Origin of the sequence: Duganella dendranthematis, from assembly GCF_012849375.1 — a bacterium.
GTDB lineage: Bacteria > Pseudomonadota > Gammaproteobacteria > Burkholderiales > Burkholderiaceae_D > Rugamonas > Rugamonas dendranthematis.
Window position 1 is genome coordinate 3,613,193 of sequence record NZ_CP051684.1, and the last position, 24,823, is coordinate 3,638,015.

The 24,823-nt window shown below is 62.1% G+C and carries 21 protein-coding genes; 11 read left to right on the top strand and 10 right to left on the bottom strand.

What is annotated here, in order from left to right; all coding sequences use genetic code 11:
• Position 1 precedes the first annotated feature (1 nt).
• From pilB to HH213_RS16530, 6 genes are all read right to left on the bottom strand, one after another.
• On the bottom strand, positions 2-1,732 hold the full coding sequence (gene pilB / locus HH213_RS16505) for a type IV-A pilus assembly ATPase PilB (protein ID WP_169112925.1): 1,731 nt from the start codon (positions 1,730-1,732) through the stop codon (positions 2-4).
• Positions 1,733-1,863: 131 nt separating this feature from the next.
• Positions 1,864-3,144: an HlyC/CorC family transporter gene (locus HH213_RS16510; protein WP_110847239.1), complete on the bottom strand. Its 1,281-nt coding sequence runs from the start codon at positions 3,142-3,144 to the stop codon at positions 1,864-1,866.
• A 129-nt stretch (positions 3,145-3,273) separates the two neighbouring features.
• Positions 3,274-3,516, bottom strand: a complete 243-nt coding sequence (locus HH213_RS16515) for a FlxA-like family protein (RefSeq protein ID WP_229263029.1) — start codon at positions 3,514-3,516, stop codon at positions 3,274-3,276.
• Positions 3,517-3,638: 122 nt separating this feature from the next.
• Positions 3,639-3,869 carry a pentapeptide MXKDX repeat protein gene (locus HH213_RS16520; RefSeq protein WP_169112927.1) on the bottom strand — a complete coding sequence of 77 codons (231 nt, stop codon included), beginning with the start codon at positions 3,867-3,869 and terminating at the stop codon, positions 3,639-3,641.
• Between the two features lie 54 nt (positions 3,870-3,923).
• A complete protein-coding gene (locus tag HH213_RS16525) occupies positions 3,924-4,655 on the bottom strand; it encodes a molybdopterin-dependent oxidoreductase (RefSeq protein ID WP_371875715.1) in 732 nt (243 codons plus the stop codon).
• A 73-nt stretch (positions 4,656-4,728) separates the two neighbouring features.
• Positions 4,729-5,331, bottom strand: a complete 603-nt coding sequence (locus HH213_RS16530; RefSeq protein WP_110847235.1) for a cytochrome b/b6 domain-containing protein — start codon at positions 5,329-5,331, stop codon at positions 4,729-4,731.
• A 114-nt stretch (positions 5,332-5,445) separates the two neighbouring features.
• Between HH213_RS16530 and HH213_RS16535 the strand changes: the two genes are divergently transcribed.
• Both HH213_RS16535 and HH213_RS16540 read left to right on the top strand, forming a co-directional pair.
• The gene (locus HH213_RS16535; protein WP_169112928.1) at positions 5,446-6,030 is read left to right on the top strand and encodes a sigma-70 family RNA polymerase sigma factor; all 585 of its coding nucleotides are present in this window, start codon (positions 5,446-5,448) and stop codon (positions 6,028-6,030) included.
• A complete protein-coding gene (locus HH213_RS16540; RefSeq protein WP_169112929.1) occupies positions 6,027-6,668 on the top strand; it encodes an NrsF family protein in 642 nt (213 codons plus the stop codon). Before HH213_RS16535 ends, HH213_RS16540 begins: the two co-directional genes overlap by 4 nt.
• Positions 6,669-6,670: 2 nt before the next feature.
• On the opposite strand, the gene HH213_RS16545 is transcribed toward HH213_RS16540, so the two are convergent.
• A complete protein-coding gene (locus tag HH213_RS16545; RefSeq protein WP_169112930.1) occupies positions 6,671-7,150 on the bottom strand; it encodes a MarR family winged helix-turn-helix transcriptional regulator in 480 nt (159 codons plus the stop codon).
• A 95-nt stretch (positions 7,151-7,245) separates the two neighbouring features.
• Between HH213_RS16545 and HH213_RS16550 the strand changes: the two genes are divergently transcribed.
• Positions 7,246-8,577 carry a chloride channel protein gene (locus HH213_RS16550; protein ID WP_169112931.1) on the top strand — a complete coding sequence of 444 codons (1,332 nt, stop codon included), beginning with the start codon at positions 7,246-7,248 and terminating at the stop codon, positions 8,575-8,577.
• On the opposite strand, the gene HH213_RS16555 is transcribed toward HH213_RS16550, so the two are convergent.
• Both HH213_RS16555 and HH213_RS16560 read right to left on the bottom strand, forming a co-directional pair.
• Positions 8,571-9,203 carry a VOC family protein gene (locus HH213_RS16555; protein ID WP_169112932.1) on the bottom strand — a complete coding sequence of 211 codons (633 nt, stop codon included), beginning with the start codon at positions 9,201-9,203 and terminating at the stop codon, positions 8,571-8,573. The genes HH213_RS16550 and HH213_RS16555 overlap by 7 nt on opposite strands.
• Entirely contained in the window at positions 9,194-10,687 is a 1,494-nt protein-coding gene (locus HH213_RS16560) for a tetratricopeptide repeat protein (protein ID WP_169112933.1), read from the bottom strand. The genes HH213_RS16555 and HH213_RS16560 overlap by 10 nt, the downstream gene beginning before the upstream one ends.
• A gap of 165 nt (positions 10,688-10,852) precedes the next feature.
• On the opposite strand from HH213_RS16560, the gene HH213_RS16565 reads away from it, so the two are divergent.
• On the top strand, positions 10,853-12,745 hold the full coding sequence (locus HH213_RS16565; protein WP_169112934.1) for an alpha/beta hydrolase family protein: 1,893 nt from the start codon (positions 10,853-10,855) through the stop codon (positions 12,743-12,745).
• Here the strand turns inward: HH213_RS16565 and uraH are convergent, their stop codons facing one another.
• Positions 12,746-13,099, bottom strand: a complete 354-nt coding sequence (gene uraH / locus HH213_RS16570) for a hydroxyisourate hydrolase (RefSeq protein ID WP_169112935.1) — start codon at positions 13,097-13,099, stop codon at positions 12,746-12,748. It abuts the gene before it with no gap.
• A gap of 110 nt (positions 13,100-13,209) precedes the next feature.
• On the opposite strand from uraH, the gene puuE reads away from it, so the two are divergent.
• The 7 genes from puuE (at position 13,210) to HH213_RS16605 (ending at position 24,756) form a co-directional block, all read left to right on the top strand.
• Entirely contained in the window at positions 13,210-14,163 is a 954-nt protein-coding gene (puuE, locus tag HH213_RS16575) for an allantoinase PuuE (RefSeq protein ID WP_169112936.1), read from the top strand.
• Positions 14,164-14,170: 7 nt separating this feature from the next.
• Positions 14,171-15,640 carry a xanthine dehydrogenase small subunit gene (xdhA, locus tag HH213_RS16580; protein ID WP_169112937.1) on the top strand — a complete coding sequence of 490 codons (1,470 nt, stop codon included), beginning with the start codon at positions 14,171-14,173 and terminating at the stop codon, positions 15,638-15,640.
• A gap of 11 nt (positions 15,641-15,651) precedes the next feature.
• Positions 15,652-17,985, top strand: coding sequence for a xanthine dehydrogenase molybdopterin binding subunit (gene xdhB / locus HH213_RS16585; RefSeq protein ID WP_169112938.1), 2,334 nt, complete (start codon positions 15,652-15,654; stop codon positions 17,983-17,985).
• Entirely contained in the window at positions 17,985-19,130 is a 1,146-nt protein-coding gene (gene xdhC / locus HH213_RS16590; protein WP_169112939.1) for a xanthine dehydrogenase accessory protein XdhC, read from the top strand. Before xdhB ends, xdhC begins: the two co-directional genes overlap by 1 nt.
• Positions 19,131-19,160: 30 nt before the next feature.
• On the top strand, positions 19,161-20,468 hold the full coding sequence (guaD, locus tag HH213_RS16595) for a guanine deaminase (protein ID WP_169112940.1): 1,308 nt from the start codon (positions 19,161-19,163) through the stop codon (positions 20,466-20,468).
• Positions 20,469-20,480: 12 nt separating this feature from the next.
• Positions 20,481-21,917, top strand: a complete 1,437-nt coding sequence (locus tag HH213_RS16600) for an amidohydrolase family protein (RefSeq protein WP_169112941.1) — start codon at positions 20,481-20,483, stop codon at positions 21,915-21,917.
• A gap of 445 nt (positions 21,918-22,362) precedes the next feature.
• The gene (locus HH213_RS16605; protein WP_169112942.1) at positions 22,363-24,756 is read left to right on the top strand and encodes a TonB-dependent receptor; all 2,394 of its coding nucleotides are present in this window, start codon (positions 22,363-22,365) and stop codon (positions 24,754-24,756) included.
• Positions 24,757-24,823 lie beyond the last annotated feature (67 nt).

A 24,823-nucleotide genomic window follows, 5' to 3' on the forward strand; every position in this document is an offset into this window, starting at 1 on the left:
GTTATTCGTTGGTGCAGCCGAGCACTTCTTCCAGGCTGGTGAGGCCGGCCTTGACCTTGACCAGCCCGGACTGGCGCAGCGACTTGACGCCTTCCGCCTCCGACTGCGCGGCGATCTGCATCGCGTTGCCGTGCGCCAGGATCAAGTTTTCGATCGCGGGCGTGATCGGCATGATCTGGTAGATGCCGACCCGGCCCTTGTAGCCGCCGCCGTTGCAGCGTTCACAACCGACCGGTCCGTAGGGTTTCCAGCTGCCGTCCAGCTCCTCCGGCTTGAAACCGGCCTTGATCAGCAGTTCGGGCGTGATGTCGACCGGCTGCTTGCAGCTGCACAGGCGGCGCGCCAGGCGCTGGGCGGTAATCAGGATCACCGACGAGGCGATATTGAACGACGCCACGCCCATGTTCATCAGCCGAGTCAGCGTCGACGGCGCGTCGTTGGTGTGCAGCGTGGAGAACACCATGTGCCCGGTCTGCGCCGCCTTGATGGCGATGTCGGCCGTCTCCAGGTCGCGGATCTCGCCGACCATGATGATGTCCGGGTCCTGGCGCAGGAAGGACTTCAGCGCCACCGGGAAAGTCAGGCCGGCCTTGTCGTTGACATTGACCTGGTTCACGCCGGGCAGGTTGATCTCGGCCGGATCTTCGGCGGTGGAGATGTTGATGCCAGGCTTGTTCAGAATGTTGAGGCAGGTGTACAGCGACACCGTCTTGCCGGAGCCGGTCGGGCCGGTCACCAGCACCATGCCGTAGGGACGCTGGATGGCGTCCAGCAGCAGTTCGCGCTGGTCGGGATCGTAGCCGAGCGAGTCGATGCCCATCTGCGCTTGGGTGGCGTCGAGAATCCGCATCACGGTCTTTTCGCCGAACAGCGTCGGCAGCGTCGAGATGCGCAGGTCGACGGTCTTGGTCGGCGAGACGATCAGGCGCATGCGGCCGTCCTGCGGCACGCGCTTTTCCGAGATGTCCAGCTTGGCCAGCACCTTGATGCGCGAGACCAGTTTTTCCTTGATCGAAATCGGCGGCTGCGCATGCTCCATCAGCACGCCGTCGACGCGGAAGCGGATGCGGTAGAACTTTTCAAACGGCTCGAAGTGCAAGTCGGAAGCGCCGAGGTTGACGGCGTCCATCAGCATCTTGTTGAGGAAGCGCACCACCGGCGCGTCCTCGACTTCGTTGGCGGCGTTGTCGGCGGCGGCGCTGGCAACTTCCTCTTCCTCGGCGAACTGGATTTCGGCTTCGTCGCCGGCCAGGTCGGCAATGCTTTGTTCGCTGCTCTTGTTGAGGCGCGCCAGTAGTTGCAGCAGCGCGTCGTGCGCCACGATCACCGGTTCGACGGTGGACTCGGTCTGGAACTTGATCTGGTCCAGCGCCTGCGTGTTGGTCGGATCGGAAATCGCCACTGACATCTTGTTGCCGCGCTTGGACAGCGCGATCACGCGCTGCGTCTGCATCAGCTTGTTGTCGATGATCTTGGCGGGCAGGGCGTCGACGCTCAGCGTATTGACGTCCAGCAGCGGGTAGGCGAAGGTTTCAGCGCAGAAGGCGGCCAGCGCCTTCGATTCAATCGCGCCGCTGGACAGCAGCACGTCGATGAAAGCCTGCTTGTCCGCGACTGATTTTTTTTGCAAGGCTTCGGCCTGGACGGCGGAAAGCCGTCCTGCTTGCATCAATGCCCGCGCCAGTCCCGGCATCGGGGCGCTTGGCACTGCGTTCGGGAGGACTGCGGCCATAGAAGCGTCGGTCAGGTTGGAGGAGGCAATCTCACAATCATGCTCTCAGGCATTATTTTTGTAAAGCCCGCTTAACCGATTTTACTCCGCTCTGTTGCGCCCGCCCACGCGTTTGCGTGGTTTTACCGGTGCTAGTGGCCGGGTGGGCGTCGCAATTTGACGACTTTGATGGCCTGGTCGTGCACCTGCACCACTTCAATGATGCACTGGTCGACCTTGATGCTGATTGGCGCGTCTGGAATTTCTTGCAACAGTTCCAGCAGCATGCCGTTCAAGGTCTTGGGACCGTCGAGCGGGAAGCTGAGGCCGAGGCGCTTGTTGACATCGCGCAGCGGGGTGGCGCCGTCCAGCAGGCATTCGCCGTTGCCGTCCCAGCCGAAGCTGTCGGCCTTGGCAGCGCCCGGCGTGGACGTGGTGAATTCGCCAATCATTTCTTCGATGATGTCGTCCAGCGTGACCAGGCCCTGCACCTCGCCGTATTCATCGACGATGATGCCTAGCCGTTCCTTGTTCTCCTGGAAGTACTGCAACTGGGTGAACAAGCGGGTGTCTTGCGGGATGAAATAGGGCGTGGTCAGCAGTTCGCGGAAGTGCTCGATGGTCAGCTCTTCTTCCTGGTTCAGCAGCGCGACCGCCTTGCGCACGTGCAGGATGCCGACGATGCGGTTGATCTCGCCTTCGTAGACGGGCAGCTTGTTGTGGTAGCAGGTGGTCAGCTCACGCTTGATTTCTTCAACCGGCAATTCCAGGTTGAGCGCCTCGACCTGCGCGCGCGGCGTCATGATGTCTTCGACCGAGACGGTCTCCAGGTCGAACAGGTTGAGCAGGATGCTCTTGTGCTTTTGGGGGATGAAATTACCTCCCTCCAGCACGATCGAGCGCAGCTCTTCCGGCGACAGGCGCGGATCGTGGGCGTGCGAGCCGGCCTTGATGCCGAACACTTTCAGCAGCTGCGACACGAACAGGTTGACGAACCAGATCATCGGCTTGGCCAGCGCCATCAGCGGCTTCAGGATCATGCTGGTTGGCAGCGCGATTTTTTCCGGGAAGGTGGCGCCGATGACTTTCGGCGAAATCTCGGCGAACACAATCAGCAGGAAGGCCACCACGCCGGTGGAAACGGTGATCACGTTATCGTCGTGGCCGAAGGTCTGGATCGCCAGCGAGGTGACCAGCGCGGTGGCGGCGGCGTTGAACAGCGTATTGGCGATCAGTACCAGCGACAGCAGCTTGTCGGTACGGTCGAGCAGCCACAGCGTGGTGGCGGCGCGTCGGCTGCCGCGCTTGGCTTCATGGCGCAGGCGATAGCGATTGGCCGCCATCAAAGCGGTTTCCGCCATCGCGAAGAAGGCTGAACACAGGATCAGTAAGAAGAGTGCAAGCAATTGCACCCAAAGGGGCACGGTATCCAAGGGTCACCGTAAAGAATCTTGCATGGGAGGGTGGCGAACCGGTCAGGCGCCAGCAGAAAGCAACAGTCTTGAATTCTAAGTCAATGATGAGTTGGATGCAAGTTTGTCCATGCGGCGGGGAGCGCCGTCTCAGGCAAAGACGTCGATCAGGCCGCCATAGCCCGTCGTTGGGGACGAGGCCGCCGATGTGGCGTCGGGCGGCGGGGCAGCCTGGCTGCCGGGGCGACTTTGCGCCTGCGCGATGCGCTGTTCAATCTGGCTGATGCGGGCTGAGATGGCCTGGATATCGGCCTTACCTTGCGGGGTTTTGGCGGACGCGCAATTGACGCAGTCCGATAACTGTTTTTGAAAACGCTCCAGTTGTGCCTGCAAACTGGTGGCGGACGGCGCCCCTCCGCCATAGGAGGGAGAGGCGGTCGCTGAAGCGGCTACTGTCGGGACTGATGACATGGCGGATACTCAGGCGTGCCCGGCGTGGTGGCCGGGCGCAGCCACTATTTTTTCATCGCGTCTTTAGCCATCTCATCCTTCTTCATGTCGTCCTTTTTCATCTCGTCCTTGGCCATTTTGTCTTTGTGCATCGGCTTTTTCATGGCATCTTTTTTCATGCCGTCCTTGGCCATGGCGTCCTTGGACATCTCGTCTTTCTTCATCGCGTCCTGGGCGTAGACGGCGCCGGACATCATCAGGCAAGCGACGATCAGGGTGGTGGTGATTTTGTTCATGATGTTTCCTTTGTGAGTAAATGAGACAACGTGGGTACTGCTACTGCATGGCGGTCAACTGCCGCCGAACCAGTTATAGCCCTGGTCTTCCCAATATCCACCGGGGTAGGTATTGGTGACGAAGATGGCTTGGATGTGTTTCGGATTCTTGTATCCCAGCTTGGTCGGCATGCGCAGCTTCATCGGAAAGCCATAGCGTGGCGGCAGGGTCTGGTCGTTATAGCTCAGCGCCATCAGCGTTTGCGGATGCAGGGCGGTGGCCATGTCGATACTGGTGAAGTAGTCGTCGGCACATTTGAAGCCGACATATTTCGCGCTCAGGTCCGCGCCGACGCGGCGGAGGAAATGCGAGAACGGCACGCCGCCCCATTTGCCGATCGCGCTCCAGCCTTCGACGCAGATGTGGCGCGTGACTTGCGACTGCTGGGGCAGGGCGCGCAGTTGGGCTAGCGTCCATGGCTTACGGTCGGCGATCATGCCGCTGAGCTCGAGCCGCCAGCTATCGCCATCGACCTCGCGGATTTCCTCTTCGCCGTAGTAGGCGTTGAACGGGAAAGGCTGGGCGATCATGAAATCGGGATAGGTCGGCGCCAGACGGGTGGGATCGAACAGCAAGCCCTGGACGCGGTCGTTAAAGCGCGAGATGCCGGTCAGCGCCGCGTCGATGCTTTCCTGGTTGTCGGGTGCGCAACCGGTGAGCAGGGTCAGGCCGCCAAGCGTCAGGCTGCGCTGCACGAAGGCGCGGCGGGATGGCTGGGCGATGCGGCCGATGGCGTCTGCCAGCATGGCGGCGCCCTCGGCGGGAATCTCGATCTGGCGTTTCTTAAAGCGTTGCATCAGGATGTCTCTCTTTTCATGATTAGCGGCCGCGCAGCATGGCCAGCAGTGTGCGCGGTACCAGCGCCACCATCACCACATGCACCACGATGAAGCCGCACAGTCCGGCCATGGCGAAGAAGTGCACGCGCCGCGCCGCCTCATAGCCGCCTACCAGTTCGCGCAACAGCGGAAATTGCACCGACTTCCATAGCACCAGTCCGGACAGCACCAGCACCACGCTGTCGACCATGACGAACACATAGGCCAGCCGTTGCACGCTGTTGTAGTGGCGCGGATCGGCATGGGCCAGTTTTCCGCGCAAGGCGGCGCCGAGGTCGCGCAGTACCTGGCGTGGCATAATCGGGAAAAATTGACGCCGCAGGCGACCGGAGAACAGGTTGATCAGCAAATACAGGATGCCGTTGGCGAACAGCAGCCACATGGCGGCGAAATGCCACTGCAAGGCGCCGCCCAGCCATCCGCCCAGGGTGATACCGCGTGGGATGGCGAAGTCGAAAAATTGCGTGGCGTTGTAGATGCGCCAGCCACTGGCGACGAGTAACAGCACCGCCGTGGCGTTGAGCCAATGCGTCAGCCGCAGCCAGAGCGGATGGATGGTGCTGTGTGCGGCGATGGCATTCATACGGAATCGGTCGGGATTGTCGTTGGCGATAACAGGTAGTTCGCAGCCGCACCGGCATCGGTTACAGGGAAGTGATCAAATTTTTTTTGCCACAGGCTGTAACCAAAGGCGGCGATGCAACGAATACCTGAGGTGGATCCTTTACGCAGCACTGAATTACGCCTGCATGCCTTGTTCTCGCAAGGCACGGCCGGTGACGCCCTGGCATACCGTCGCTTCCTGCAGGCGACGGCAACGCATTTGCGCGCCTTTTTGCGGCGGCGCCTGAGCCGCTGGCCGGACGAGGTGGAGGATCTGGTACAGGAGGCGCTATTGGCGATCCACAATCAGCGCCTCAGCTACGATACCGGCGTGCCGTTGACATCCTGGGTGTACGCGATTGCGCGCTACAAGCTGATCGACTGGCTGCGGCGGCATGCCCGGCAGGACAGCCTGCACGACTCGCTGGACGACGTCGACGAGGGGGAGCATGCGCTGTTTTCCAGTAGCGACGAAGCGGCCGGCGACGCCCGGCGCGACCTGACCAAGTTACTTGCGCTGCTGCCGGAGAAGCAGCGCGATGCAATCATTCTCACCAAGCTGGAAGGTTTGTCGGTACGCGAGGCGGCGGACAGCTTGCAGATGTCGGATGCGGCCATCAAGGTCTCGGTCCACCGGGGCTTGAAAGCACTGGCGACCATTTTAAGAGAAGCGACATGAAGACCGATGACCTGATCATGATGTTGTCCAGCGGGCCGGACGTGCGTCCCGCGCCGCGGCCGCTCACGGCCAGCCTGTTGCCGTTGTCTGCGGGTTTGCTGGCCTGCGTGGTGCTGATGCTGGTGTTGCTGGGCGTTCGCAGCGATCTGATGCAGGCGGCGGCCTTGCCGGCGTTTTGGCTGAAAGTGTCGTTCTCGCTGTTGCTGGCTTGGGCTGGCTGGCTGGCGGCGAAGCGTCTGGCCGCGCCGGGCGCGCGCATAGCGGCGCTGCCCTTGTATCTTGGTGCGCCGGTGGCGGCGTTGTGGTGCATCGCGGCGATCCTGCTGTGGCAAGCCGGTCCCGAGGCGCGCACGCCGCTGTTCTGGGGCGCGACGTGGCGTTACTGCCCTTTGCTGATCGCACTGTTGTCCATGCCGCTATTCATTGCCGCACTGCGCGTCATGCGTGGCCTGGCGCCGACGCGTTTGCGTTTGGCTGGCGCGGCCGCAGGGTTTGCAGCTGGCGCCACGGCGGCCTTGGTGTATTGCCTGCATTGCCCTGAGATGAGTCCGGTATTTGTCGGCTTCTGGTATCTGTTGGGCATGCTGATCCCGACCGCGCTCGGCGCCTTGATCGGCCCACGCGTGCTGGCCTGGTAGCGTTACAGGTCGGACAGCGGCGTGTCGGCGCCGGCGTTGCCTGCTTCCAGCGCTGCAATCAGGATGTCGAGATCGTGTTCCAGCCGGATCAGGGTGGCGGCATCGATGGACGCCAGCGCATCGGGCAGCACGCCGGCAAATGGCATCGGCGCCTTTTCCAGACTGCGCTCCCCGGCGGGCGACAGCGTCATCGTCACCATGCGGCGATCGCTGCTGCTTTTTGCCTGTTCAATCAACCCTTGCCCCAACAGCGTCTTGACCAGATTGCTGGCGGTGGTCTGATGAATATCCATCTTGCTGGCCAGTCCGTTGACGCCGATTCCCGGATGCTGCTGAATCACGCTCAGCGCCCACAGCTGTGAGCCGCCGATGCCTGCGGCTTTCTCAACGTTGCGGAAATGGGTTTTGACCGCATTAAAGACAATGCGGAATTGACGCAGGACGCGAGTTGATGGCGCTGCGTCCAGTTGATTCTCATGCATGGCTGGACACTAACAAAAAGACATTGGCGTCGAGTTTAATTGACAGAGCGGTTTCGCGCAAAGTATATTTGTACAAATGTATTTTTCCGCCACCCATGAAAACCAAGCACAACATCACCGCGTCCTTCAACCGTGAATTTCGCGATTGGCGCCTGTGGGCGACCCGCGCCATTGTGGTCGCCGCCGCTTGCGTCGCCGGCCTGACGGTGGTTGCCTTTACCTGGCTAGGAGAGGAAGCGCTTGGGCTGTTCATGGACGTCGTGCGTCTCTACCCCTGGGCCACGCTGGTATGGACGCCGCTGTGTGCGGCAGCAATCGTCTGGGTCACACGCCGCTACTTTGCTGCGGCGGCCGGATCGGGCATTCCGCAAGTGATGGCCACGCTGGACCCCGCCGCGTCAGCGCCGGCCCAGGGCAGGCTGGTGTCCTTCAAGCTGAGCGTGGCCAAGGTGGCGTTGACGACCTGGGGCTTGCTGGCCGGCCTGTCGCTGGGCCGCGAGGGACCATCGGTGCAGGTCGCCGCCGGCATCATGCTGACGGCGCGCCGCTGGCTGCCCGAGCGCACCGCCGTCACCGCACACGGCTTGCTGGTGGCGGGCGGCGCGGCCGGCATTGCAGCCGCATTCAATACGCCGCTGGCCGGCATCATGTTTGCGATTGAAGAGCTGTCGCGCACGCCGGAGCAGCGCAGCAGCGGGCTGTTGATGTCGGCCATCGTGCTGGCGGGTTTGATGGCGGTCTCGGTATATGGCAACGCCACCTATTTCGGCATTATTCATGCGAGCGGAATCGATCTGTCGTTGCTGCTCCCCGGCTTGTTGGTCGCCGTGATCAGCGGCGGGCTTGGCGGCCTGTTCTCGCGCCTGCTGCAAGCTTCCCTGAGCGGAAATGGACGCGATTTCATGTCACGCTTGCGTGGTGCGCGTCCGGTGCTGTTCGCAGCGGTGTGCGGGCTGCTGGTGGCGGTGATCGGCTTCGTATCGGGCGGCGCCACATTCGGCAGCGGCTACAGCCATACGCGCGATATGGTGGCTGGACAGGAGACATTGCCGGCTCTGTTCCTGCTGTTAAAGTTTGTCGCCACCTGGCTGACCACCTGGTCGGGCGTGCCGGCCGGCATCTTCGCGCCGTCGCTGGCCATCGGTGCGGCGATTGGCAATGACATTGCGTTGTTGCTGCATTCACCGAATGCCACTGCGCTGATTGCGCTCGGCATGGTTGGCTTTCTGGCCGCCGCCACGCAGGCGCCGTTGACCTCGTTCATCATCGTAATGGAGATGGTCGACGGCCATTCAATGGTGCTGAGTCTGATGGCGTGCGCGATGGTGGCGCGTACCGTGTCACGCGTCATCAGTGCGCCGCTGTACAGCGTACTGGCGCAACAGCAACTCAGCAATGCGACGGCCTCCGTGGCCGCCGTTCAATAGTGGAAGACGAGCGGCAGGGCGGGGCGGAAGTCCTTGCTCAGGCCACGGGCTGTGTGGTCAAAGCTGATTTCCAGCAGGTGTGCATCGCCTTGCGCCAACTGGATGCCGCTGGCCAGCGCTGCTGGCGAGAAGGCGGTCAGAGACGGCATCGTGCAACGCAGACTGGTGATGCTGCCGAGTCCGGCGGCATGATCCAGCGGCTGGCGGCGGTCATCGGCGAAGTGTTGCGGCGCCTTGCCGGCCGAGGTGGAGAACCACATCGGCTCCGACAGCGGCGCGTCGGCGATGCCGATGGTCATCCCCGACGGCAGGTAGGCGGGCGCGTAATCCCAGGTGGCAAACGGCACGGCAGGACGGAAGCAAATGCCGAACGGCGAGGCCACGCCGGTATCGCCGGCCGACAGGCGCTCGCGCAGCATGGTCGGCCTGGTCTGCGCGTTGGCGACTTCCTCCGCATCGGCAATCCACAGCAATTCAATAAACGCGTTGGCGAAGAAGAAGCGGCGGTTGGCCGTGCCTTGGCCGGGATGCGTGTTGCCGCTGCCTTCGCTCAGGCCGAACGCGCGCAGCAGTTCGGCTTCGGCGCCTCCGGGCGATACGCGAATGAAGATGTGGTCTATTTGCATAACAAAAAAGCGTGCGCGGCAATCGGCGCGCCGTTTTCCTGTCGTGCATCCAGCGCTTGCGTAGCCAGCACGGTGAAGCCGCTGTCGGCGGCCAGGCGGCGCAAGTAGTCTTCCGTGTGGGCGTAGCGGTTGGATGGACGCAGCATATAGTCGGCGCCATCGCCGGCTTCGACCGAGAAGCAGAAGCGGCCGCCAGGACGCAGCGCCGCATGCACCGCGCGGAATACCGGCGCTAGGTCGCCGATATAGACAAAGACGTCGGCCGCCACCGCCAGATCCCAGCTGGCGTCGCGGCCGTGCAGGTAGCTGGTGAGGTCGGCACAAGTCAGCGAATCGTACAGGCCGCGCTCGGCCGCCTTGTCCAGCATCTGCTGCGACAGATCGACGCCATCCAGCCGGCGCGAGTAGGCGCGCAGGTAGGGCGCGCACAGGCCGGTGCCGCAGCCCAGGTCCACGGTGGACAATTCCGATGCCGGCGCCACATGGCGCAGCAGCGCGTCCAGCACAGCCGGGGTCTGGTAGCCCAGCACTTCAGTCAGATGCTGGTCGAAGTGATTGGCGTACTGGTCGAACAGCGAGCGCACGTAGTCGTTCGGCAGCGTGGCCGGCGTTGCGCCTGCGCCGACCGAAGCCAGCGCGAAGGCGATGGTTTGCGGATCGTCGCCATGCGCCAGCGCGGTGCGGTAGGCGGCAATCGCTTCGTCGCGCCGCTCCATCGAACGCAGCGCGTTGCCGCGTTGGTAGTGGGCCAGCGCGTAGTCCGGCTTGTGCTTCAGGGCCTGGTCAAAGCTATCCAGCGCTGCTTCGAATTCGCCCAGGCGCTGCAGCGATGCGCCTTGCGCGCTGTAGGCTTCGGCCCAGTCCGGGCGCAGGTGGATGGCGCGGTCGAAACTTTCCACCGCTTCCGGCAGATAGCGCAGGCAGTGCAGGGCATTGCCGCGCGCCAGCCAGGCGTCGGCGTAGCGGTCTTTGATATTGAGCGCATCCTCGGCCGCGCCCAGCGCGTCAAGATAGCGGCCCAGGTCTTGCAGCACGATGGCGCGGTTGCTGTGCGCTTCGGCATAGCTTGGCTGGATGCGCAGCGCGTGCTGGTAGCTGTCCAGCGCCTCGTCCAGACGGCCAAGTTTGCGCAGCGCGTTGCCGCGATTGCTCCAGGCGAGCGCATAGGATTGATTCAGTGCCAGTGCGCGCTCATGGCTGGCCAGCGCCTGTTCGGCGTCGCCGGCATCCAGCCAGGCTACGCCGAGGTTGCAATGGGCGTTGGCTTGCGTGCTGTCGACGGCGATGGCTTGCGAGATCAGTTCGATGGCGCCGGCCGCGTCACCCTGCTGGCGGGCGATCACGCCCAGCAGATGCAGCGCGTCGAAGCGGCGCGGATCGAGTTCCAGCACTTGCCGGTACAGGGCTTGCGCCGGTTCGAACCGCCCCTGCTGGTGCAGTTCGACGGCTTGTTGGAGGAGGGAGGCAAGCAGGGATTCAGTCATAGTGTCCGCATCTTAGCCGATGCGTGAATTCTCTCCAATTGTTTCAATTTGACAATATTGTTCAGCGTGTTAGCATTTGAGTAATGCCAACTTCATTAAATCGCCATGCGCCGACCTCTGTTTATGCTTGCCACCGCGTTCCCCTTGATGGCCTTGGGGCAGGCAATGCCGCCCCTGGTGCCGGTGACCAGCTTCGCCAAAATGGACCAGTACTACAACCCGGTGATGTCGCCCGATGGCAAGCATCTGGCGATCACGGTGCGGGTGCCGGTTGGCGCGCGCACGGTGCCGATGGTGAGCTTCTATAGCCTGCCTGATCTGAAGCTGGAGGGCATGGTGCGCATGCCGGTGTTCGAGGTGCCGGCCGACTATACCTGGGTCAGCAACAAGCGGGTGCTGGTGCAGAAGGCGATTGAGGTGGGCAGCCGTGAACAGCCGCAGTCCACCGGTGAACTGCTGGCCATGGACTACGACGGCAAACAGCAGCAATATCTGTTTGGCTGGAACGTGGCGCAGTACGGCCGTAACCGCTACGCCCCCGATGATGGCTATGCCTATCCGGTCTACGTCTACAAGGCGGCGAATGACCACTTGTTGGTCGGCACCTTCCAGTGGGACCTGGACCAGAGCGCGCTGTATGACTTTGATACCCGCACCGGCATTCGCAAGCTGGTCACCACGCTGAAATCGCCGAGCGCGTCGTTTGTGGTCGACAATGCCGGCAAGCCGCGCTTTGCCACCGGCACTGATGAGGAAGGGCACGCCCGCGTGTGGCGCCTGAATGACACCACGTCGGACTGGGAAGTATTTCCGCTGCAGAAGCAGGACACGCGCCTGACGCCGTTCGGCTTTTCGCCTGACAACCGCAGCTTTTATGCGTGGCAGGCCGAGGATAACGGCCGCGTTAAAGTGGTCAGCGAAGACCTGGCGGGCGGCAACCGCAAACTGCTGGCCGAGGACGCGCTGGGCAATGTGGGAACGCTGGAGTTTGGCGGCGCCGATTCCACGCCGCTGGCGGTGCATTCCGCCGTCGGCCGGCCGAAAATCACTTACCTGGACCCGAGTAATCCGGACACGCCCTTGCTGCAGGATATGGCGCGCCAATTCCCGGACCACACAGTCAGTCTGGTGAGTGAATCGGCGGACCAGAATCAGGTCCTGTTCTGGGTGGTGAGCGATCGCGATCCCGGCGCTTATTATCTATACAACCGCAAGGCCAACAAGGCCGAGATGCTGTTCGCGTCGATGGAAGACATCGATCCGGAGCAGATGGCCACGCGCCAGCCGATCAACTTCCAGGCGCGTGACGGCGTGACGATTGATGGCTACCTCACGCTGCCGGCGTTCAAGACGGCGAACAAGCCGCCGCTGATCCTGATCCCACACGGCGGCCCTTACGGCAGACGCGACAGCTGGTACTTCGACAGCGACGCGCAGTTCCTGGCCAATCGGGGCTACGCTGTGCTGCAGGTGAATTTCCGCGCCTCGGGCGGGCGTGGCTTCGGCTTTGAGCGCATGGGCTATCGCGAGTGGGGCGGCAAGATCATGAACGATCTGGTCGATGGCGTGAAATGGGCGGTGGCGCAGGGCGAAGTCGATGGTTCGAAGATGTGCGTCTATGGCGTCAGTTTCGGCGGCTACTCGGCGCTGATGCTGGCCGCGCGCGAGCCGGACCTGTTCAAGTGCGCGGTTGGGTATGCCGGCGTATATGACGTCGGCCTGTTGCAGACTGAGGACGGGGTCGCCGGCAACAGCCGCCGCATTGCGTGGAACAAGCGCATATTTGGCGAGGACAAGGCCGAGTGGAACCGCTATTCGCCGAACCTGCAAGCGGCCAGCATCAAAGCCGGCGTGCTGCTGATCCACGGCGGCAAGGACAAGCGCGCACCGAAGGAGCATGCCTTCCTGATGAAGGCGGCGCTGGAAAAAGCTGGCCATCCGCCGGAGTGGTACTACGTGGATTACGAAGGCCACGGTTTCTACGACACCGAAAACCAGGCGGAAGTCTACCGCCGGCTGGAGACCTTCTTTGCCAAGTACCTCGGCAAGCAGCGCTGATCAGCTGCCGCGATAGGTCGAGTACGCCCACGGCGAAACGACCAGCGGCACATGGTAATTCTGGCTGGCATCGGCAACGCCAAAGGCCAACGTCACCTCGTCGATAAATTTCGGCTCCGGCAGGGTGACGCCTTGCACGTCGAAATAGGCACCAGCGCTGAACACCAACTCGTATTTGCCCTGTTTTAGTGCGTCACCCTCCAGCAGCGGCGTGCTGCAGCGGCCGTCGGCGTTGGTCACGTCCGACTTCAATAGTTCGCGGCCCTCCGGCCCCACCGCGTATAAAGCCACCTTGACGCCGGCGCCCGGCTTGCCTTGGGTGATGTCGAGAACGTGCGTGCTGAGTTTGCCCATTGTGTGGTCCTATATCCGTAGGTGACGAGTATCTATTGTACAAATCATATACCGCCATGCGCATTGGCATATATGATTAAGGATATATTCCCCATAGACTTGCCTGCGCCATGACCACTTACGACAACTACCCGCGCGACATGATCGGCTACGGCCCGAAAGCGCCGCATGCGCAGTGGCCGAACCAGGCCCGCGTGGCCCTGCAGTTCGTGCTGAACTACGAAGAGGGCGGCGAGAACAATGTGTTGCACGGCGACGCCGGCTCCGAGACCTTCCTGTCCGAGATCATCGGAGCGGCCTCCTTCAGCAACCGCCACATGAGCATGGAGTCGCTGTACGAGTACGGCTCGCGTGCCGGCTTGTGGCGTTTGCTGCGCATGTTCGAGGAACGCAAGCTGCCGCTGACGGTGTTTGGCGTGTCGATGGCGTTGAAACGCCATCCGGAGGCGGTGGCGGCGTTCCAGCAACTTGGCCACGAAATCGCCTGCCACGGCCTGCGCTGGATCACCTACCAGAACATGGACGAAGCCACCGAGCGCGCGCACATGAAGGAAGCGGTGGACATCATCCGCGAACTGACGGGCAGCGCGCCGCAAGGCTGGTACACCGGCCGCGATTCGCCGCAGACGCGCAAGCTGGTGATGGAACACGGCGGCTTCCGCTACGACGCCGACAACTACGGCGACGACCTGCCGTTCTGGCAGAAGGTCGGCTACACCAATAGCGACGGCGTGGCAGTGAGCGCGCCGCAGCTGATCGTGCCGTACACGCTGGACACCAACGACATGCGCTTCGCCGCCGCGCAAGGCTTCAACTCCGGCACGCAGTTCTTCGATTATCTGAAGGACGCCTTCGACGTGCTGTACGCCGAGGGCGATCCGGAAGGATTGAATCAGCCGAAGATGCTGTCCATCGGCCTGCACTGCCGCATCGTCGGCCGGCCGGCGCGTGCGGCGGCGCTGGCGCGTTTCCTCGACTACGTGCAGAGCCACGACAAGGTCTGGATCACGCGCCGTATCGATATCGCCGAACACTGGCGCAAGGTCCACCCATTTGCTGAATGAGATTGTGATGTCCGAACCGATTCGCTTTTACTTCCGTGGCGCTGTGCAGGAGATCCACGACGCCGCGCCAACCCGCACCGTGCTTCAGCATCTGCGCGAGGATCTGCATTGCACCGGCACCAAGGAAGGCTGCGCCGAAGGCGATTGCGGCGCTTGCACGGTGGTTGTCGGCAGCCTGAATGCGGCCGGCCAGCTGGAGATGAAGGCGGTGAATTCCTGCATCCAGTTCGCGCCTACGCTGGACGGCAAGGCGCTTTTCACGGTGGAGGACATGCAGCAGCCGGATGGAACGCTGCATCCGGTACAACAGGCGATGGTGGAATGTCATGGCTCGCAGTGCGGCTTCTGTACGCCGGGCTTCGTCATGTCCTTGTGGGGCATGTACCTGGATAAGGACGGCCAGCCGGCGCAGCGCAAGGAGATTGACGACTGCCTGTCCGGTAACCTGTGCCGCTGCACCGGCTATCGCCCGATCATCGACGCGGCGCACCGCATGACCGAACTGCCGAAAGTGTCGTTCGATCGCGCGGCGTTGACGCAGCAGCTGCAAGCCTTGCAGCGCGAAGCCGGCTCCACCTACACCGCGCGCGGCCAGTCGTTCCACGCGCCGCGCACGCTGGAAGAACTGGTGGCGCTGCGCGCTGCGCATCCGAAAGCGACGCTGCTGGCCGGATCGACCGACATCGGCCTGTGGGTGACCAAGCAGATGCGCGAACTGGGCGATATCATTTATCTCGGCCACGTCAGCGCGCTGCAACGCGTGCAGCAGCAGGACGGCATGCTGGAAATCGGCGCCGGCGTGTCGCTCAATGCAGCATACGAAGCGCTGTGCAAGCTGTATCCGGCGCAGCTTGGCGAGTTGTGGCAGCGCTTTGCGTCGCTGCCGATCCGGAATGCGGGCACGTTAGGCGGCAATGTCGCCAATGGTTCGCCGATTGGCGATTCGATGCCGTGGATGATTGCGCTGGGCAGCGAAGTGGTGCTGCAAGGTCCGTCCGGCCGCCGCGTGCTGGCGCTGGAAGCCTTCTATCTCGATTATCAGAAAAAGGATATGCAGGCCGACGAATTCGTCGCCGCCGTGCGCGTGCCGCTGCCGCGCGCGGACGTGCAATTCCGTACCTACAAGCTGGCCAAGCGATTCGACCAGGATATCTCGGCGGTGTGCGCGGCGTTTGCGTTCACGCTGGATGGCGACAATGTGGTGGATGCGCGCATTGCGTTCGGCGGCATGGCGGGCACGCCGCGCCGGGCGCCGCGTGCCGAGGCGTCGCTGACCGGCCTGACCTGGAGTGAAACCAATCTGCGCGTGGCGATGGACCAGCTGGCGCAGGATTTTGCACCGCTGTCGGATATGCGCGCGTCCAGCACCTATCGCATGCAGACGGCGCAGAACCTGCTGCGCCGCTTCTGGCTGGAGACGCGCGCCGATGCACCGCTTGCGGCCGATGCCGTCAACGCTTTCGCTTGCCGCGCCTGAAAGGAGCCGTCATGAATCAACCCGTTGCTCCCGCCGCGATCGCGGAATCCGCATGGAAGGCCGTGGGCGTATCGCGTCCGCACGAATCGGCCGAGCTGCATGTGTTGGGCCAGGCCACTTACACCGACGATATCCCCGAGTTGCAAGGCACGTTGCACGCGGCATTGGGTTTGTCTTCCAAGGCGCATGCGCGCATCACGGCGATGGATCTGGCGCCGGTGCGCAGTGCGCCGGGCGTGGTGGCGGTGTACACGGCGGCCGATATCGTCGGCACCAACGACTGCGGACCGATCATTCATGACGATCCTATCCTGTCGGCCGGCGAAGTGCTGTATGTCGGCCAGCCGATCTTCATCGTGGTGGCGGATACGCACGACAATGCACGCCGCGCCGCCCGTCGCGCGGTAATCGCCTATGACGAACTGCCGGCGATTTTCACGCCGCAGGAAGCCAAGGCCGCCAACTCGTATGTGCTGCCGCCGATGCAACTGACGCGCGGCGACTACCAGACCGCCTTCGAGATGGCGCCGCGCGTGGTGAAGGGCCAGCTGTTTGTCGGCGGCCAGGAACAGTTTTACCTGGAAGGCCAGATCGCCTATGCGATTCCGAAGGAGGAAAACGGCCTGCTGGTGCAGTGCTCGACGCAGCACCCGAGCGAAATGCAGCATGTGGTGGCGCATGCCATCGGCGTGCACTCGCACAAGGTGCAGGTGGAGTGCCGTCGCATGGGAGGTGGCTTCGGCGGCAAGGAGTCGCAGTCGGCGTTGTGGGCGGCGTCGGCCGGCATTGCAGCGTCCAAGTTGCGCCGTCCGGTCAAGCTGCGTGCGGATCGCGATGATGACATGCTGGTCACCGGCAAGCGCCATTGCTTCTTCTATGAATACGAAGTGGGCTACGACGACAGCGGCAAGATCCTCGCCGCCAAAGTGGATATGACCTTGCGCGCCGGCTTCTCGGCCGATCTTTCGGGGCCTGTGGCGACGCGGGCGGTCTGCCATTTCGATAATACTTACTATCTGTCGGACGTGGATATCCGCGCCGGCTGCGGCAAGACCAATACGCAATCGAATACGGCGTTTCGTGGTTTCGGCGGCCCGCAGGGGGCGATTGCGATTGAGTACATCATCGACGAAATCGCGCGCAATCTGGGACGTGATGCATTGGATATTCGCCGCCAGAATTTCTACGGCACGACTGAGCGCAATCTCACGCCGTATGGCCAGGAGATTGTCGATAACGTCATCGAGGCGCTGACGGCGGAGCTGGAACAGACCAGCGAGTATCGCACGCGGCGCAAGGCGATCGAGGCTTACAACGCTTCCAGCCCGGTGCTGAAGAAAGGGCTGGCACTGACGCCACTGAAGTTCGGCATCGCCTTCAACGTCACGCATTTGAACCAGGCCGGCGCGCTGGTGCATGTGTACGTGGACGGTTCGGTGCTGGTCAATCATGGCGGCACGGAGATGGGGCAGGGCATTAACACCAAGGTGCTGCAGGTGGTGGCGCATGAACTGGGCCTGGACCTGTCGCACGTACGCATCACGGCGACCGACACCAGCAAGGTGGCGAATACGTCGGCGACGGCAGCGTCCACCGGTGCGGACCTGAATGGCAAGGCGGCGCAGGATGCGGCGCGGCAGATTCGCGAACGATTGGCGGCGTATGCGGTCAAGCTATATGGCGATGACGATGGTCAGCCGGTGCGCTTCTTCGATAACCATGTGCACGTCAACGGCCACAAGGTGCTGTTTGCGGAGCTGGTGCAGAAGGCGTATCTGGCGCGGGTGCAGTTGTGGTCCGACGGTTTCTATGCGACGCCGAACCTGCACTGGAATCCGAAGACAATGAACGGCCATCCGTTCTCTTACTACGCTTACGGCGCTGCCGTGTCGGAGGTGGTGGTCGATACGCTGACTGGCGAATGGAAACTGCTGCGCGCCGATGCGTTGTACGACGCCGGGCGTTCGCTGAATCCGGCCATTGATATCGGCCAGGTGGAAGGGGCGTTCATTCAGGGCATGGGCTGGCTGACCACTGAGCAGTTGTGGTGGAATGCGGCGGGCAAGTTGATGACGCATGCGCCTTCCACATACAAGATTCCTGGCATCTCCGATTGTCCGGAGGATTTTCGTGTGAAGCTGTACGACAATGGCAACGTGGAGGACAGTATCCATCGCTCGAAGGCGGTTGGCGAGCCGCCGTTGTTGTTGCCGTTTTCGGTGTTCTTTGCGATTCGGGATGCGATTTCCGCTGTGGGCGGGCACCGCGTCAATCCGCCGTTGAACGCGCCGGCGACCAGTGAAGAGATTCTGCGGGCGGTGTCCGCGGTGGAAATGGCTTCGTAATGAACGAGTGGCTGACAGCGCAGGTACTGGAACCGGCAGTGCTGGTGACCGTGGCGATCGTGGAGGGCTCCGGCCCGCGCGAACCCGGCGCCAAGATGCTGGTGACGGCGCGCGGCCAGCACGATACGATCGGCGGCGGGCATCTGGAAATGTGCGCGGTGGAGTTGGCGCGCGAGATGCTGAAAGGCGCGGCCGGCCAAGGCATGGCTGCGAGCGATGTGGCGGCAAAGGGCGCCAGTGCGCGGCTGGAGCGCTATGCACTCGGGCCGACGCTGGGGCAGTGCTGCGGCGGCGTGGTGCACCTGGCGTTTGAGCTGATCGGCGACGAACTCGCCGACGTGCTGGCAGGCCTGCGCAAGCGCCGCCGCGACGACAACTGGCGCCTCAGCGCCATCGACGGCCCGGCTATGGCGCTGCTGCTCGACGCGGACAGCGCAATCGTTGCCGGCGCCGCTGCGGGCGGCCGCGCCGATCGCATCGAGCGTGGCATAGACGGCACGAGCGGCATCAGCTGCGATATTGCAGTGGTGGCGGCATGCGTGCGCACGGCCGCGCCAGCGTTGGATCGCGAGCGCGGCACGCACATCCTGCGCGATGCGGCCGGTCGTCGCTGGTTGGCCGATCCTTGCCTGGCGCCGCGCGCGCATCTGGTGCTGTTCGGCGCCGGCCACGTTGGCGCGGCCATCGTGCGCATGTTGGGCGAGTTGCCGTGCACCGTCACCTGGGTCGACGAGCGCGAGGATATGTTCCCTGCCAGCCTGCCTTCCAATGTCGCTATCGAAGCAACCGATATGCCGGAAGCCGCAGTCGCCGCTGCCCCGGCCAACGCCAGCTACCTCGTCATGACCCACAGCCACGCGCTGGACCAGCGGCTGTGCGAAACCATCCTGGCCCGCGACGACGTCGGCTGGTTCGGCCTCATAGGCTCCAACACCAAGCGCGTGCAGTTCGAGCGCCGCATGGCCGCACGGGGACTGCCGCAAGACCGCATCGACAACATGGTTTGTCCCATCGGCCTGGCGGGTATCTCCAGCAAACTCCCCGCCGCCATCGCCGCCTCCGTGTGTGCACAGTTGCTGATGGTGTGGGAGCAGCAGCAAATCGCCGCCCTCAGCGCGCCAGCAAGACTGGCCGTCGCAAGCTAAACTACGCATTCAGATTCAAGAAAGATCATCATGACCACCAACCTGCAAGCCTACCGTGGCAGCTTGCTGCACTTTCTCGCCGATCCGGCTTTCAGCGATAAATCGCATGACTGGCACGAAGACGGCCTGCTGATCGTCGCAGACGGCAAAGTGCAGGCAGCCGGCGACTACGCCACGCTGCACACCACGCTGCCAGCGAACACCGTGGTCCACGACTACAGCGGCAAGCTGCTGATACCAGGCTTTATCGACACCCACGTCCACTACCCGCAGAGCGACATGATCGCGTCCCCTGCGGAAGGCTTGCTGCCATGGCTGGAGACCTACACCTTCCCGACCGAGCGCCAGTTCGAGGACACCGTGCATGCTGCCAACGTGGCCGAGTTCTTCCTCGATGAACTGCTCCGATGCGGCACCACCACCGCCATGGTCTACTGCACCGTGCATCCGCAATCGGTGGACGCCTTCTTCACCGCCAGCGAACAGCGCGGCTTGCGCATGGTGGCCGGCAAGGTGATGATGGATCGGAACTGCCCCGACTTCCTGCGCGACACCGCCGAATCCGGCGCGCGCGACACCGAGACGCTGATCCAGCGCTGGCACAAGCGCGGCCGCGCGCTGTACGCCATCACGCCGCGCTTCGCGCCAACCTCCACCGAACGCCAGCTGCAACTGGCCGGCGAACTGGCGACTGCCTATCCGGACACCTTCATCCAGACCCACGTGTCGGAAAACGAAGCCGAATGCGCGTGGGTGCGCGAGCTGTTTCCCAATTCGCGCAGCTACATCGACGTCTACGACAGCTACGGCATGATGCGTCCGCGCGCCATGTATGGCCACTGCATCTGGCTCAATGAACGCGACCGCCAGCGCATGGCCGAAACCCAGTCCGCCGCCGCCATTTGCCCGACCTCCAACCTGTTCCTCGGCAGCGGCCTGTTCGACTTTGAACGCGCCGACGACGCCGGCGTGCTACTCTCGCTGGCCACCGACGTCGGCGGCGGCACTTCGTTCTCCATGTTGCAAACGATGAATGAAGCCTATAAAGTAGCGCGCTTGAAGGGCAGTTACCTGCCGGCCTTGCGGATGTTTTACCTGGCCACGCTGGGCGCGGCGCGCAGCATGCAGCTGGAAGGCACGATCGGCAATTTCACCGCCGGCGCGGAGGCCGACTTCATCGTCGTCGATCCGCAAGCCACGCCGCTGTTGCAGCGCCGTACCGCGCGCAGGGAGAGCCTGGAAGAGCTGCTGTTCGCGTTGGCGTTGCTGGGCGACGACCGCGCGATCGCCGCGACCTATTCGGCGGGCCGCCAGGTGCATGTCCGTGAAACGACTTAATTAAGGATACACATGAAGAACAATCTCAAAGCCCTGGCGCTGGCCGCCGCCGTGCTGTGCGCCATGCCGCAGGCGCACGCCGCCAACGCCAACGAAGAGGCTACCAAGCGCCACTTCGCCGCGCTGGTCGCACCGGGCAAGGAGCCGAAACTGGCCGAACTGACGATGTTCTTCACCATGATGCCGAAGGGCGGCGACCTGCACCACCACTACTCGGGCGCGATCTACGCCGAGCAGTATCTGGAGTGGGTGGATAAGGAAGGCTTCTGCGTCAACAAGACCAGCTACACCATCGAGAAGACCAAGCCTGCCGCCGGCTGCCTGTCCGGCCAGGATGTCATGAACGACAACACCGTGCTGGCCAACCTGCTGCAGCGCTGGTCGGACAAGGACTTCTACAACCATAGCGGCATCCAGTCGCCGCCGGACCGCCAGTTCTTCGACACCTTCGCCTATTTCAACCCGGTGGCGTCGACCAATGCGGTGGACGGCGTGCAGCGCCTGAAGCAGCGCGCCATCCAGGAAAACCTGAGCTACATCGAAACCATCTACGAGATCGCGCCGATCGCGCAGGATGCGGACTTTGACAAGAAGGCGCTTGCCGGCGGCGTTGGCGACGCCGATTTTGCCGCGCTGAGCGCCAAACTGGATCAGGACCAGCCCTACCAGGGCTGGATCGGCGCCTATCTGAAAAACGTCGAAACGGTCAGCGCCGGCATCGACGACGCCAACTTCACGCTGCGTTACCAGCCGTTCGCGCTGCGCTTCCTGGCGCCGTCGCAGGTGTTTGCGCAGATCGCCTCCAGCTTCAAGCTGGCGACCTCGAATCCGAAGATCGTCGGCGTGAATATTGTCGGACAGGAAAGCGTCAACGTCTCGATGCGCGACTACGCGCTGCACATGCAGATGTTCAAATTCCTGAAAGCGAAGTATCCGAGCGTCAAACTGGCGCTGCACGCCGGTGAGCTGTCGCTCGGCATGGTGCCGCCGGAAGGCCTGACCTTCCACATCAAGGACGCCATCGAGGTGGCCGGCGCCAGCCGCATCGGCCACGGCATGGACATCGCCCACGAGAGCAATCCGCTGACGATCATGAAAGAAATGCATGATAAGAAGATCGCGGTCGAGGTCAACCTGAGCAGCAACGATTTCATTCTCGGCATCAAGGATCAGGCGCATCCGGTGACGCTGTACCGCAAATATGGCGTGCCGTATGTGTTGTCCACAGACGACGCTGGCGTCTCGCGTAACAATTTATCCGGCGAATATGTGCTGTACGCGGCGCGCTACCAGCCGGATTACGCGGAAGTGAAAAAACTGTCGTATGACAGTATTCGCTATTCTTTCCTGGCCGATGCGGATAAACAACGTCTTTTAAAAGCCCTGGACGGTAAATTCGCCAAATTTGAGGCGGAGATCGCCGGCTCGGACGCCAAACCCAAACGTTAAAAGATCTACAACCCCTCCAAATAGCCGGCGGCCTGTCCCGCCGGCTTTGCTTTTTATCAAAATTGCGGCGTTTTTCTGTCGCAGTTTTGCTACACATCAGAGTTTTCTCTCTAATAGTTGCCATGAACGAAATTCATCGGCAGCTGATGCTCTTATAATTCCGCCCGTTCCCTACCTCAGCATCCCTCTGAACTTGCTAATTAATTAGCATTTGGCGCGCATTTATATGTTTTTCCACTCAATGGTGTAGCAAAAACGTATTTGTCGGGGCCTGTTTTGACATGCAATAGTGGTAGATAGTTAGAGCAAATTAGCAACTTTTGTTGTCATGCCAGTGTCATTTTCGGCCATTACACTCTCGCCTTTGTGCAGAGAAAAATTAGCTCTTCGGTATCGAATTCGGAAGTTTTCTCACGTTTTTATATAACACTCTAAGGGGTTTTGAATGCAATCCAAACAATCTCCGGTCTTGCGCTTGAGCGTAATCGCCGTAGCAGCTCACCTGGCCGCGCTGTCGGCTGGCGCTGCTTTCGCACAGGAAGCTGCCGAGCCAGCTGCTGTTACTCCAGGCAAGGCCGAAGTGGTCATCACCGGTAAAAAACTGGGTATGGGCCTGATGGTGACCGAAGACGCGCCAAAAGCACGTTCGACGATTACTGCGGAAGAATTGGAAAAGCAGCGCCCAACCGGCAATGCTTATGAAGCACTGGAAATGCTGCCAGCAGTGAACAGCTTCAACTACGACGCAACCGGCCTGTTCGGCGGCGGCCTGACCCTGCGCGGCTTCAACTCCGACCAGATCGGCGCCACCATCAACGGCGTACCAGTCAATGACTCGGGTTCGTTCGCTGTCTACCCACAAGAGTACGTGGACCAGGAAAACACCTGCTCCGAAACCGTGACCCAAGGTTCGACCGACGTTGACTCGCCACAAGTTGGCGCGACCGGCGGTAACTTCGGCATCACCACCTGCAATCCGGAAGACAAGCAACGCGTGCGCGTGATGCAGACCCTGGGCCAGCTGAACCTGACCAAAACCTACATCCGCTTCGACAGCGGCCTGTTCTCGGACAAGCGCTCGAAGTTCTTCATCTCCGCCTCGCACGCTGAAGCGGACAAGTGGAAGGGCGAAGGCGGCGCCAAGCGCGACCACATCGACGCCGGCTTCAACTACGACTGGGATCGCTTCAACTACATCCACGGCACCATTCTGTACAACGAAGCCATCAACAACAACTTCCTGAGCATGACCAAGGCGGAGTTGGCGACGAACGGTTACTTCTACGACTACACCACCAAGTTCCCTGGCCACGTGACCCCAGGCGCTGGCGCACAGAACGACACCGCACCATCGCCGGTTTACTACGGCCTGGCGCTGAACCCGTTCCGTAACGTGATCGCTTCGGCCACTGCCAAGTTCCGTCTGAACGAAGACACCGACATCAAATTCGTCCCGTACTGGTGGTACGGCTACGGCACCGGCGGCACCCAGCAGCAGCTGATCACCGAAGCCAACGTGGCCATCGTCAAGGACGCCGGCACCGGCGTCAAGACCGGTTCGATCGACTTGAACGGCGACGGCGACACCAAGGATAAAGTCCTGATGGCCGAAGGTTCGTTCACCCGCACCAGCCGTCCAGGCTTCAGCGCCGCGATCACCCACACCATGGGCAACCACACGCTGCTGGCCGGCGCCTGGATCGAGCGCGCCAACCACGAGCAAACCTCGCCGATGGTCGCCATCAACAACGACGGTTCCTACGATCCGTGGCTGCAGTCGAACAACATCTACCGTCCAGACGGCACCAAGCTGCAAGTGTACCGCGACGTCAAGACCGTATCGACCGCCTACCAGGCTTTCGTGCAGGACACCTACACCGCGATGGATGACCGCCTGACCCTGAACTTCGGCGTGCGTACCCCGCACATCAAGCGCGACTTCACCAACTTCGCCAACGAAGGTTCGCTGCCGCTGTCGGGCAAGCAGTACAGCGTTGTGCGTACCTATGACGATATCCTGCCGCAACTGGGCGCGCGCTTCAAGGTCACCAACGACGACCAACTGTACGCATCGCTGGCCAAGAACATGAAGGCGCCAGGTAACTTCATCTACCTGCCAAACAACGGTAACGTCGCACTGGTCAATGGCGTGCCAACCGTCGTCAATGACGTGAAAGAAGAAGTCTCGTGGAACCTGGACGTCGGCTACCGTCACCAGGACAAGAACTTCATCGCCACCTTCAACGTGTACTCGATCTACTTCAAGGACCGTCTGGCAACCGCGTACGATCCAGTAACCGACACCAAGGCCACCACCAACGTCGGCAACGTGCGTAACAACGGCTTCGAAGTTGAACTGGGTAACACCCCGATCAACGGCTGGGCGTTCTACGGCTCGCTGGGTTACTCGAAATCGGAAATGCAGGACAACCTGGCCACCACCAAAGGCGCCGCGCCTCTGGCGACCAAGGGTAACGAGTTCCCGCTGACGCCTAAATGGAAAGTCGGCGTCAGCGCCGAGTACCAGGATGGCGCGTTCTACGGCCGTCTGAAAGCGAAGACCACCGCGCGTCAGTACAGCACCATGACCAACGACGAATACGTTGGCGGCTACACCCTGCTGGGTCTGGACGCTGGCTACACCTTCCCTAACCAGGGCTGGCTGAAACGTCCGAAGATCACCATGAACGTGAGCAATCTGGGTAACAAGCAGTACCTGAACCCGGCCTCGGCAACCGCTACCAACGCCCTGGCTTACCCAGGTGTGACCGCCAACAAGATCTACTACTATGCTGGCGCACCACGCTTCCTGTCGCTGACCTTCTCTGGCGACTACTAATCGTCCCGGTGGCGGGCTTCCGGCCCGCCATATCGTGAGTACGACACAGGCCCGCAAGGGCCTGTTT

Bases quoted from the DNA above. Each gene is read 5' to 3' on its own strand.
- xdhC (WP_169112939.1), top strand. From the start codon at position 17,985: ATGAACGAGTGGCTGACAGCGCAGGTACTGGAACCGGCAGTGCTGGTG.
- xdhB (WP_169112938.1), top strand. From the start codon at position 15,652: ATGAATCAACCCGTTGCTCCCGCCGCGATCGCGGAATCCGCATGGAAG.
- HH213_RS16565 (WP_169112934.1), top strand. From the start codon at position 10,853: ATGCCGCCCCTGGTGCCGGTGACCAGCTTCGCCAAAATGGACCAGTAC.
- HH213_RS16535 (WP_169112928.1), top strand. From the start codon at position 5,446: ATGCAACGAATACCTGAGGTGGATCCTTTACGCAGCACTGAATTACGC.
- pilB (WP_169112925.1), bottom strand. From the start codon at position 1,732: ATGGCCGCAGTCCTCCCGAACGCAGTGCCAAGCGCCCCGATGCCGGGA.
- puuE (WP_169112936.1), top strand. From the start codon at position 13,210: ATGACCACTTACGACAACTACCCGCGCGACATGATCGGCTACGGCCCG.
- HH213_RS16560 (WP_169112933.1), bottom strand. From the start codon at position 10,687: ATGACTGAATCCCTGCTTGCCTCCCTCCTCCAACAAGCCGTCGAACTG.
- xdhA (WP_169112937.1), top strand. From the start codon at position 14,171: ATGTCCGAACCGATTCGCTTTTACTTCCGTGGCGCTGTGCAGGAGATC.
- uraH (WP_169112935.1), bottom strand. From the start codon at position 13,099: ATGGGCAAACTCAGCACGCACGTTCTCGACATCACCCAAGGCAAGCCG.
- HH213_RS16555 (WP_169112932.1), bottom strand. From the start codon at position 9,203: ATGCAAATAGACCACATCTTCATTCGCGTATCGCCCGGAGGCGCCGAA.
- HH213_RS16600 (WP_169112941.1), top strand. From the start codon at position 20,481: ATGAAGAACAATCTCAAAGCCCTGGCGCTGGCCGCCGCCGTGCTGTGC.
- HH213_RS16550 (WP_169112931.1), top strand. From the start codon at position 7,246: ATGAAAACCAAGCACAACATCACCGCGTCCTTCAACCGTGAATTTCGC.
- HH213_RS16545 (WP_169112930.1), bottom strand. From the start codon at position 7,150: ATGCATGAGAATCAACTGGACGCAGCGCCATCAACTCGCGTCCTGCGT.
- HH213_RS16530 (WP_110847235.1), bottom strand. From the start codon at position 5,331: ATGAATGCCATCGCCGCACACAGCACCATCCATCCGCTCTGGCTGCGG.
- HH213_RS16525 (WP_371875715.1), bottom strand. From the start codon at position 4,655: ATGCTGGCAGACGCCATCGGCCGCATCGCCCAGCCATCCCGCCGCGCC.
- HH213_RS16520 (WP_169112927.1), bottom strand. From the start codon at position 3,869: ATGAACAAAATCACCACCACCCTGATCGTCGCTTGCCTGATGATGTCC.
- guaD (WP_169112940.1), top strand. From the start codon at position 19,161: ATGACCACCAACCTGCAAGCCTACCGTGGCAGCTTGCTGCACTTTCTC.
- HH213_RS16540 (WP_169112929.1), top strand. From the start codon at position 6,027: ATGAAGACCGATGACCTGATCATGATGTTGTCCAGCGGGCCGGACGTG.
- HH213_RS16605 (WP_169112942.1), top strand. From the start codon at position 22,363: ATGCAATCCAAACAATCTCCGGTCTTGCGCTTGAGCGTAATCGCCGTA.